The sequence below is a fragment of the Paenibacillus sp. EKM301P genome (assembly GCF_011800295.1).
Lineage (GTDB): Bacteria > Bacillota > Bacilli > Paenibacillales > Paenibacillaceae > Paenibacillus > Paenibacillus polymyxa.
Genome location: NZ_JAALFM010000003.1, coordinates 87,749 through 98,464, shown reverse-complemented (window position 1 = coordinate 98,464; position 10,716 = coordinate 87,749). Strand labels below are relative to the sequence as shown.

Here is a 10,716-nt window from a genome sequence, read left to right as displayed (position 1 = left end):
AGAGGCAAAGGAGGCGTGCCCTATGAACTTAACAGTACGAGGTCAACAGATCGAGGTTACCGACGCTTTGAAGGACTACGTTGAAAAGAAATTCAGCAGACTTGAGAAGTATTTCGATGCACCCCCGACGTCTGATGGAAGTGTAACGTTAAGCACAACCAGAGATTTGCACACTGTAGAAGTAACCATTCCTTTGCCGGGGCTTGTACTCCGTGCCGAAGACGAAAGCGATGACATGTATGCATCCATTGATGCCGTGGTAGACAAGCTAGAACGGCAAATTCGCAAGCACAAAACTAAGCTTAACCGGAAATTCCGGCAGGAAGGTAGTTTGAAAACTCTTTTTGTGGAAGATCCAGCGGGTAGCGTGGCTGTTGCCGAAGATGAGGATGCGGAAATGGATGAGCTGGAAGTCGTTCGTACCAAGCGTTTCTTGTTGAAACCTATGGATGTGGAAGAAGCTATTCTGCAAATGAACATGGTTGGACATAATTTCTTCGTATTTTCTAATATTGATAATGAGGAAGTTAACGTAGTTTACAAACGCAATGATGGTAAATACGGTCTGATCGAACGAGAATAGCCTGTGAAGCAGAAACTCATCACATTTTAAAGTGAATAGAATGTTTTCGATTGAAGCATGCTTCATGGATATTAGGAAAATGATCATAACACGAGCCTTATCCTTGCGAACCTGGCGGGATAGGGCTCTTTTATATGTTTATTGTAAACATGATTGAAAATTTCAGCTTGGACAGGTGTAACCAATTGTGTATTTCGTGCGTCAATTGTTTTGGTATCTTTAACCGGATGCAAATCTGGAGGCTGCTTGTGTTGCGGCATGTCCTACAAACTGTTACAATTTATGCAAAGAACATCGCACGATGGGCTGGTATAGCCGGGCCTGTCAAACATATCGGGAATCAATTTCATCATGGACCCTTTCTTATTGTGAAATTGATTCTATTAATTGTTTTGCGCGAAAGGGGTAAACCATGCTAGGAATTGTCAAAAAAATTTTTGGGGATACAAATGAACGTGACGTCAAACGTTTAATGAAGACGGTTGAACTGATCAATAAAATAGAGCCTGATTTTGAGAAGCTCTCGGACGAGGAACTGAAAGCCAAGACGGCGGAGTTTAGAGAGCGGATTGAACAAGGTGCTACGGCTGAAGAAGTGCTGCCGGAAGCTTTTGCAACGGTTCGTGAAGCGTCCAAGCGGGTGCTGGGCAAACGTCACTATGACGTACAGATGCTCGGCGGTATTGCGTTGCACGAAGGAAAAATCGCAGAAATGAAAACCGGTGAAGGTAAAACACTGGTGGGAACATTGCCGGTTTATTTGAACGCTCTGTTGGGCAAAGGTGTGCACGTGGTTACAGTCAATGACTATTTGGCACAACGCGACAGCGGAGAAATGGGACAAATTTATAATTTCTTGGGAATGAGCGTAGGTCTGAACCTGGCCAATATGGATCATGCTGCCAAACAGGAAGCTTATGCTTGTGATATTACGTATGGTACAAACAATGAGTTCGGGTTCGATTATCTGCGCGATAATATGGTGCTTTACAAAGAACAGATGGTACAGCGTCCGTTGTACTTCTGTATCATTGATGAAGTGGATTCCATTCTCGTCGATGAAGCTCGTACACCATTGATCATTTCAGGACAAGCTCAAAAATCGACCGAGCTATATTTTGCGGCTGATCGTTTTGTGAAGAGCCTGAATGTTGAAGAAGACTACACGCTGGATATTAAGGTGAAGTCAGTTGCTTTGACCGAAAACGGCGTATCCAAGGCTGAAAATTTCTTTGGTCTTGAAAACCTGTATGATCAGGAAAGTGTTACAATCAATCACCACATCGTACAAGCCTTGAAAGCTAACGCTATTATGCGTTTGGATGTGGACTATGTTGTGGCTGACGGTGAAGTCCTGATTGTCGATGAGTTTACAGGTCGTCTGATGGCTGGACGTCGTTACAGTGATGGTTTGCACCAAGCTATTGAAGCGAAGGAAAACATCATTGTCCAAAATGAAAGCATGACACTGGCGACAATTACATTCCAAAACTATTTCCGTATGTACCGCAAATTGGCGGGGATGACGGGTACAGCTAAAACAGAAGAAGAAGAATTCAAAAAAATCTACGGTCTGGAAGTGCTCCAAATTCCGACGAACAAGCCTAACCAGCGTGTAGATATGCCTGACGTAGTGTACAAGAGCGTGAAGGGCAAATTCCATGCTGTAGTAGACGAAATTCTGGAGCGTAACAAAAAGAACCAGCCGATATTGGTAGGTACGGTTTCTATTGAAAACTCGGAGCTTCTTTCTGAAATGTTGAAACGCAAAGGCGTTCGTCATAAAGTACTTAACGCCAAATATCATGCGGAAGAAGCTGAGATTATTTCCCGTGCAGGTGAAGCTGGCGCGGTTACCATCGCTACTAACATGGCTGGACGTGGTACTGACATCGTACTGGGCGAAGGCGTTGCAGAACTCGGTGGTTTGCACATCATCGGTACAGAACGTCATGAATCCCGTCGTATTGATAATCAGCTTCGCGGACGTGCAGGACGTCAGGGGGATCCGGGCTCCACGCAGTTTTACTTATCGCTGGGCGATGAGTTAATGAAGCGTTTTGGTGCAGATAACGTACTGAATATGATGGAGCGCTTGGGCTTCGAGGAAGATCAACCTATCGAGAGCCGTATGATTTCGCGTGCTATCGAATCAGCTCAAAAACGTGTCGAAGGGAATAACTTTGATCAGCGTAAAGTCGTTCTTCAATATGATGACGTGATGAATCAGCAGCGTGCTATTATTTACAAACAACGCCGTGAGGTGCTGGAATCAGAGAACATCAAGGAAATTGTGTTCGACATGATCAAGCCTGTCATTGAGCGTGTAGTGGATGCTCACTGTGGTGATGATATCCCTGAAAACTGGGAACTGGAAGAAGTTGCAGAGTATGTGAACAACAACCTGCTTGAGGAAAACACACTTTCGCGCGACGATCTGTGGGGTAAGGAAAAAGAAGAGATGGTCGATATGATCTTCGAAAAAGTTACCAACAGATACCACAGCCGTGAAGAGATGATCGGCGAAGAAATGGTACGTGAGTTCGAGAAGGTTATCGTATTGCGTGCAGTTGACAGCAAATGGATGGATCATATTGATGCAATGGATCAATTGCGTCAAGGTATTCACTTGCGTGCTTATGGTGGTACTGATCCATTGCGTGAATACCAATTTGAAGGCTTCGAAATGTTCCATGCTATGATCGCCAGCATCCAAGAGGAAGTTGCGACCTACATTATGAAAGCACAAATCGAATCCAACCAAGAGCGTCAGGCTGTCGTTGATGAAGATAAAATCTCGACGAGTGGAGAACCTGCGGCTCCCAAAAAGAAATCCGCTCCTTCGCGTCCGCGTAGAAAATAACGGATTGAAATTAAGGGATAGGTCTTGATATACACTATCCTCTGCAACGCATATAATGGCAGGCGGCAGTTCAACCACTGACCGTCGGCCATTTTGTGCCATCAGGGGACGACACTGATGTCTTCAACTTATAGCTTTTCTGTTGGAGGATCAGTCTGAACATTGATGAATGGCTAGATTGCTCTCAATTCTTTTTAAACAATTATGACAAATAAGCAAGTCTCTGCTTATTTGTCAGTCAATTCCGCAGTTGATCTGGCTCACATACCAGAGCCTGTTATGTAAAAGCAGTTTGACTTTACGGCGGTCGGGAGCAAACGGAGGATTTGAATCTAGAGAAGCGTCAGCGATCGTAAGATCAAATCATTCGCGCAGCGTCTCTTCACCCAGCCGTAACTCACAACGCTTTACTCCCCCTAACCCTATATTAAAAGGAGAATGACATCATGATTGATCCAAGTGTAAAACATGATTTACGAGAAATAGGCAAGAAACTAACAAACCTTAGGGGGTCTCTTTGACTTAGATCTCAAACAGGAAATGATCGCGAACTTTGAGGAAAAGATGGCAGCGCCTGATTTTTGGGATGATAACGAAAAGGCCCAAGGCGTAATTGCTGAAATGAATGCTGTGAAATCTTCTGTGGACAGCTATGAACAGCTGCGTCAGGAATATGAAGATGCAGGTATGATGGTTGAGCTGGCTGAAGAGGAAGGCGATGAAGCGCTGGCTGGAGAAGTTGAAAACAGTATCAAATCCCTGCTGAGCAAGCTGGAGGAATTTGAGCTGCAATTGCTTTTAAATCAGCCCTATGACAAGCTTAATGCTATTCTGGAGCTGCACCCGGGGGCAGGTGGTACCGAGTCGCAGGACTGGGGTCAAATGCTGCTGCGCATGTATACACGCTGGGGAGAAAAACGAGGCTTCAAGGTGGAGACCCTGGATTATTTGGCAGGTGATGAAGCGGGGATTAAGAGTGTAACCCTGTTGATCAAAGGCTACAATGCCTACGGTTATCTCAAGGCGGAGAAAGGTGTACATCGGCTTGTTCGTATCTCTCCATTTGACTCCTCCGGTCGTCGACATACATCGTTCGTGTCTTGTGATGTAGTACCGGAAATTGCGGATGATGTGGATATTGAGATCCGCACGGAAGATCTTAAAATTGATACGTACCGGGCCAGCGGTGCAGGTGGTCAGCATATTAATACGACCGACTCGGCTGTTCGGATTACGCATTTGCCTACCGGTATTGTCGTGACTTGCCAAAATGAACGTTCCCAGATCAAAAACCGTGAACGTGCGATGACGATGCTTCGCTCCAAGCTCTACGAGCGCAAGATTGAAGAACAACAGCAGCAATTGGACGAAATCCGTGGTGAACAGTCCGACATTGCATGGGGCAGCCAAATTCGCTCCTACGTGTTCCATCCATATAGCATGGTTAAGGATCACCGTACCAGCGTGGAAACTGGCAACGTCGGGGCAGTGATGGACGGCGATCTCGATCCATTCATCGATGGTTACCTGCGCAGCCAAATTAAGCTGGACGCAGAATAATTGTCTGTATGTTTTCCTACAGAACCGCAGTCTACGTGCCTGCGGCCTGTAGGAATTTTTGTGTGACGGTATTTTTATTAAAGGAGAACGTGAATGATGTCTCAATTGAACCCTCCCACTGCCCGCCGAAGAAGGCGTAAGCCTCTGATTGCCGCCAGTGGACCAGCGCGTAACGTGACCGATGTATTGCTAATTATACTCGGCTCCTTTATTACAGCGCTGACCTTTAACATGTTCTTGCTGCCCAACCGGATTGCATCCGGGGGTGTATCTGGCTTGTCTATCTTGGGCGAGGAGCTGTTTGGCCTGGAACCTGCCTATACGCAGTGGGGAATGAATATTCCGTTATTTATAGCAGGAGTACTGTTATTAGGGAAAAAGTATGGCTTGCGTTCCCTGCTAGGAAGCATCATGCTGCCACTATTCGTTTATGTGACGAAGGATTGGGCAGTCCCGACAACAAATCCGTTGCTGGCTTCGCTGTATGGTGGAATCGGAGTAGGATTGGGTTTGGGCACCGTGTTTCGTGGCAGAGGCTCGACGGGTGGACTGGCTATTTTGGCGCAGATTATTCAAAAGTATACCGGTTTTAGCCTTTCTCTTTGTGTCATGCTAATGGATGGCACAGTGATCACGCTAGCTGGTTTCGCCCTGTCGCCGGAGCGAGCTCTGTATGCATTGATTGGATTGTTTGTAACCGGCAAGGTTATTGATGCTGTAGAAATGGGACTGGGCTACTCCAAAGTGGCTTACATCATATCCAATCAAAAGGAAAAGATCACGCAAACTATTTTACAGGATTTGGATCGGGGTTTGACAGAGCTTGCAGGACGGGGGGGTTACACGAACGAAGAACGTCCTGTACTTATGGTTGTAGTCGCGCAAAACGAGGTAACCCGCCTCAAAACGCTCGTTCGCTTGGTAGACCCGGAAGCTTTTGTGATTATTAGTAATACACGTGAGGTATTGGGTGAAGGGTTCAAAAGGGAAGGCTAGCATAATGTGGTCTTTTGGACGCTTGCTCTTAACTGAATCAATGTAGGAGAGCCCACTGATGTAGTGGGCTTTTCTCTTTTCAGAACAGCTTTATCAAGCCTTTTTTGGTAACAGATCAAGCCAATCTGCTGCTTGTCCTTGATTAAAATATGAGGTCGGTACTCCTTTTACTCCGGTTTTGACCATAAATAAACCGCCTGCTAGTGGTTGGTCGGTATTATCGCCATCTTGAGCAGTTGTGATATACAACTCATCCAGATGTTCACCGCCAAAAGCACATGAAGTCACACAATTGACTGGAAGTGAAACCTCAGCAATTACTTCTCCCTGAGCAGGATGGATACGAGAAACACGTTTACCGCCCCAACGCGCGATCCACAACATGCCCTCTGCATCGATGGTCATGCCATCTGGATATCCTTCACTTTCATCCAATCTAGCTACCAGTTGCTTATTCTTAATGGTTCCCTGTGTCACATCGTAATCGAAGGAGACCACTTCCAAGGTCGGAGTATCGATATAATACATGGTACGATGATCTGAGCTCCAGGCTAAGCCATTAGATATGGAAGCTTTATCAACCAGTAAGGAGACGCTTCCTTTTGTGCTCAGACTATACAACGCTCCTTGTGCGCGTTCGCCATTTAAACTCATAGTTCCTGCCAAAAAACGTCCGGCAGGATCACATTTACCATCATTAAATCGATTTCCTGATCTACCTTCCTCAGGATCGTGGATCAATACTTTGGCTCCTGTTTCAATATCCAAACAGTATAGACCGCTGATCATAGCCACGATTACTTTATTTTTAAGATAAGGTACAACTGCACTAATATGTTCGCCCACATCTATGGTACGATCTGTGCCTGTAGATGGATCGTAAATGTGTAATTGAAAACCCTCAATATCGACCCAAAATAAACGTTGCGACTGATGATCCCAACTGGGACCCTCGCCTAACTTGGCTTTAGCATCTATCACTAAATTCGCTGTATATGTTTTGATGTGTAGCACCCCTAACGTATAGGTTTATTTTCGTACATACTCACTCTTTATACCCTATTCAATGTCCAACGAATACATAAGTGCAGCAAATGGATAAGCCAGATGAATACCAATATACAAGATAATATATAAAGGGAACGCTCCTTTTCTTATGCAAAATAGAAGACTAGATTCGCAAGGGGGTCTGTCTTTTTTGTTTTCCTTAATTGTAGCCTGTACAGCTTGGCGGCCAAAAGAATGGGCAAGAGTGCATATTTTAAATTTGGAGGAATAACATGACATGAGGTGTTGTATTTATATGAATAGAGTCGTATAATAATACATATTTCATAGGGACGGAATGGAGGAAGGTCTGTGAGCAGCAAGCTAAAGGTAGCAATTGTCGGTTCCACTGGATATGGCGGAGTGGAGCTGATTCGATTTTTGGTTCATCATCCGCAGGTGGAGATTGTATCTGTTATTTCTTCGTCCAGCGCGGGTGTCCCGATTAGTGATGGGTTTCCACATCTGACGGATATTGTGGTACAAAATTTGGACGGTGTTGATATCCATGAAATTGCTGCCAAGGCTGATCTGGTTTTCACAGCTACGCCATCAGGCGTTAGCACCAAATTAGTGCCACAGCTTCTGGATGTCGGACTGAAGGTGATTGACCTTTCCGGGGACTTTAGGCTCCGAAGCGGGGAAGCGTATGAAGCATGGTACAAAAAGCCTGCGGCTTCACCCGAGTATCTTAAGCGAGCGGTTTACGGACTCAGCGAAGTGTATGCAGAAAAGCTTGCTGGTGTTTCTTTTATTTCGAATCCAGGCTGCTATCCCACGGCAACACTATTGGGAATTATTCCTGCCTTAAAGGCGGATTGGATTGACCATCGGTCACTGATTGTGGATGCCAAATCCGGGGTATCCGGCTCCGGTCGGGGAACAAGTCTTGTTTCACATTATGCGGAGATGAATGAGAATTTTAAGGCTTATAAGGTGAATAAGCACCAACATATCCCTGAGATCGAACAGGTATTGGGTGATGTTGCGGGCGAGGACGTTACAATTACGTTTACGACACAGCTGGTGCCTATGACGCGAGGAATCATGAGTACAATTTATGTCACGTTGAAAGGTGATCATACGGATCAGGACCTTATCGGGTTATACCGGGATTATTATAAAGGCCATCCTTTTGTCCGTGTACGTGGCGAAGGTATATGGCCGGCAACAAAAGAAGTATTTGGTTCGAACTACTGCGACATCGGTTTTGCAGCAGATGCCCGTACTGGGCGTCTTACGATTATTTCTGTCATTGATAATGTTGTGAAGGGTGCCGCTGGGCAGGCGATTCAGAATTTAAATTTGATGATGGGATGGGAGGAGAACCTCGGACTGGGCTTCATACCGGTATATCCGTAAGTAGCACGTAAACGCAACAGGTACAGGAGAACGACAGCGGGCAGGTTTGAGAACGCAAGCGTCCGGCTGCCATTTATTCCTTATAATGCGGGCGAGGGCACATAATTATGGGCAAATTAGGGTTTACAGTAGTAAATGGGGGCAACATCGTAACTCCGCGTGGCTTTACAGCCGGGGGATTGCACTGTGGATTGAAAAATACGAACCGCAACGATATCGGCGCGATTCGCTGTGAGGTAGAGGCGACAGCTGCTGCTGTGTATACCACTAATGTGTTTCAGGCTGCACCGCTGAAGGTGACTCGCGAGAGCCTGACAAACGGTCGATTGCAGGCGATAGTAGTGAACAGCGGGAACGCCAATGCCTGTACAGGACAGCAAGGGGAGCAGGACGCTTACGCTATGCGTTCGGCCGCTGCTCGTGAACTGGGTGTGGCAGAGAGCGATGTAGCCGTTGCTTCGACGGGTGTAATTGGTGAGCATCTGAAAATGGATCGTGTGCTTGGCGGTATATCGTCATTACCTGAGCGGATGAGCGAGGCAAACGATGGAGCGGAGCAATTTAGCCAAGCCATTCTGACAACGGATTTGGTTAAAAAGGAAGCATGCGTGTCAGTTGAAGTGGACGGTGTGACCGTGCACATCGCTGGGGCGGCAAAAGGATCGGGTATGATTCACCCGAATATGGCAACCATGCTCGCTTTTATAACTTGTGATGCGGGCATCGGGCAGACGGCTCTTCATCAACTATTAAAGCAGGCCACGGATACTAGCTTTAATATGATTACGGTCGATGGGGATACCAGTACGAACGATATGCTAATCGCTATGGCAAGCGGACTGGCAGGCAACAGCGAGTTGAACGCAGAGCATCCTGATTGGGGGGCTTTTGCCGAGGCATTCACTTATATTTGCCGGGAGCTGGCGAAGGCGATTGCCCGTGACGGGGAAGGTGCTACGAAGCTGGTAGAGGTGTCCGTAAGCGGAGCGGTAAGCGATGCTTCTGCCCAGGCGATAGCCAAGACCGTAATTGGGTCCAGTCTGGTGAAGTCAGCCGTTTTTGGCGCAGACGCCAACTGGGGACGAATTATTGCAGCCGTCGGACGTGCTGGAGAACCGGTCAATCCAGATACGGTAGACATCCGTTTGGGCGATATTGTGGTGCTGAGTCAATCAAGTCCAGTCGCTTTTGATGAAGCCGAGGCGCTTTCCTATTTACGTGGAGATACGGTTCAAATTATCGTTGATTTGCATCACGGGAACGGGATGGCTACAGCATGGGGCTGTGACCTAACCTATGATTATGTCCGGATTAATGCGGCTTATCGGACATAGATACCAGATTTAAATACGGATGGATTTTTAATAGTTAATAGAAGAAGTGAGCGGATATAGTTTTTCGCATCATTTGAAAATCGCACAAAATTGTGCAGAGGAGAAAAGGAGAGATGATATGCAATCGGCAGTGGGACACGCGGATCAAGCGAAACAAGCGGGACTGGCACGTCGTAATTTTGTGATGAAATGCGGAGGAAGTACGCTGGCTGCGTTGCCTGATTCCTTTTTTGACGACTTGGCCCGTCTGCAGTCGGAAGGCCTTCAACCAGTCATTGTACATGGCGGCGGACCTGCGATCTCTGACAATTTGGCGAAGCTGGGAATCGAAACGGAGTTCATTCACGGGTTGCGTAAAACGACTGAACCCGTGTTGGATGTCGTGGAAATGGTGCTGGCAGGCAGCATTAACAAGCAGATTGTTCGCAGAATAGGGATGCACGGAGGGCGAGCGTTGGGTTTGTCGGGCAGTGATGGCTATTTAATTGAAGCAAAGCCTGTGCCGAATGCTGCCGAGGTCGGTTGGGTTGGAGAGGTAACATCTGTTCAAGCATCGATTATTACGGGTGTGCTGGACATGAGCTATATGCCAGTTATTGCGCCTATTGGCATTGATCGATCCGGTCAGCGTTATAACATTAATGCCGATACAGCGGCGGGCGCGGTTGCTTCTCATCTCGGCGTCAGTCGAATGATTGTTGTGACGGATGTACCCGGTATTTTGAAAAAGAATGGTGTAGAGAAGAAGGTTCTGGAGTCGATCACCATACAGGAAATTGAAGATATGATCAGCACGGGTGAAATCTACGGTGGTATGATCCCGAAAGTGAGAGCGGCTATTGCCTGCATTCACGGAAAAGTGAAGGAAGTCGTCATCGTTGACGGCAGCGAACCGCAGGTACTCAGCCGTGTGCTGAGCGGAGAATCAATTGGAACACGCATTGTGCGCATGCAGTAATTGCAATATATGC

The 10,716-nt window shown here is 46.7% G+C and carries 8 protein-coding genes; 7 read left to right on the top strand and 1 reads right to left on the bottom strand.

From position 1 onward, the window contains the following. Positions 1–22: 22 nt before the first annotated feature. The 4 genes from hpf to HFD99_RS08660 all read left to right on the top strand — a co-directional run bounded on the left by hpf (position 23) and on the right by HFD99_RS08660 (position 6,002). Positions 23–583 (top strand): ribosome hibernation-promoting factor, HPF/YfiA family, encoded by a 561-nt coding sequence (hpf, locus tag HFD99_RS08675; RefSeq protein ID WP_016822933.1) that lies wholly within the window; start codon positions 23–25, stop codon positions 581–583. Positions 584–995: 412 nt separating this feature from the next. Next, a complete protein-coding gene (secA, locus tag HFD99_RS08670; protein WP_123797711.1) occupies positions 996–3,446 on the top strand; it encodes a preprotein translocase subunit SecA in 2,451 nt (816 codons plus the stop codon). 446 nt (positions 3,447–3,892) lie between these two features. Next, a protein-coding gene (gene prfB, locus HFD99_RS08665; protein ID WP_100212693.1) for a peptide chain release factor 2 occupies positions 3,893–5,006 on the top strand; the annotation gives its coding sequence in 2 pieces (ribosomal slippage) (positions 3,893–3,964 and positions 3,966–5,006; 1,113 coding nt in all). 96 nt (positions 5,007–5,102) lie between these two features. Next, positions 5,103–6,002, top strand: a complete 900-nt coding sequence (locus HFD99_RS08660) for a YitT family protein (RefSeq protein ID WP_039276388.1) — start codon at positions 5,103–5,105, stop codon at positions 6,000–6,002. 93 nt (positions 6,003–6,095) lie between these two features. Here the strand turns inward: HFD99_RS08660 and HFD99_RS08655 are convergent, their stop codons facing one another. Beyond that, positions 6,096–6,983 (bottom strand): SMP-30/gluconolactonase/LRE family protein, encoded by an 888-nt coding sequence (locus HFD99_RS08655; RefSeq protein WP_052132625.1) that lies wholly within the window; start codon positions 6,981–6,983, stop codon positions 6,096–6,098. Positions 6,984–7,361: 378 nt separating this feature from the next. Between HFD99_RS08655 and argC the strand changes: the two genes are divergently transcribed. The 3 genes from argC (at position 7,362) to argB (ending at position 10,703) form a co-directional block, all read left to right on the top strand. Then, entirely contained in the window at positions 7,362–8,411 is a 1,050-nt protein-coding gene (argC, locus tag HFD99_RS08650; protein WP_039276383.1) for an N-acetyl-gamma-glutamyl-phosphate reductase, read from the top strand. Positions 8,412–8,518: 107 nt separating this feature from the next. Continuing rightward, positions 8,519–9,745: a bifunctional glutamate N-acetyltransferase/amino-acid acetyltransferase ArgJ gene (gene argJ, locus HFD99_RS08645; RefSeq protein WP_039276380.1), complete on the top strand. Its 1,227-nt coding sequence runs from the start codon at positions 8,519–8,521 to the stop codon at positions 9,743–9,745. Between the two features lie 118 nt (positions 9,746–9,863). Beyond that, a complete protein-coding gene (gene argB, locus HFD99_RS08640) occupies positions 9,864–10,703 on the top strand; it encodes an acetylglutamate kinase (RefSeq protein ID WP_016822940.1) in 840 nt (279 codons plus the stop codon). Positions 10,704–10,716: the final 13 nt, after the last annotated feature.

Coding starts and splice junctions, on each gene's coding strand:
- HFD99_RS08660 (WP_039276388.1), top strand. CDS start 5,103: ATGTCTCAATTGAACCCTCCCACTGCCCGCCGAAGAAGGCGTAAGCCT.
- hpf (WP_016822933.1), top strand. CDS start 23: ATGAACTTAACAGTACGAGGTCAACAGATCGAGGTTACCGACGCTTTG.
- argB (WP_016822940.1), top strand. CDS start 9,864: ATGCAATCGGCAGTGGGACACGCGGATCAAGCGAAACAAGCGGGACTG.
- secA (WP_123797711.1), top strand. CDS start 996: ATGCTAGGAATTGTCAAAAAAATTTTTGGGGATACAAATGAACGTGAC.
- argJ (WP_039276380.1), top strand. CDS start 8,519: ATGGGCAAATTAGGGTTTACAGTAGTAAATGGGGGCAACATCGTAACT.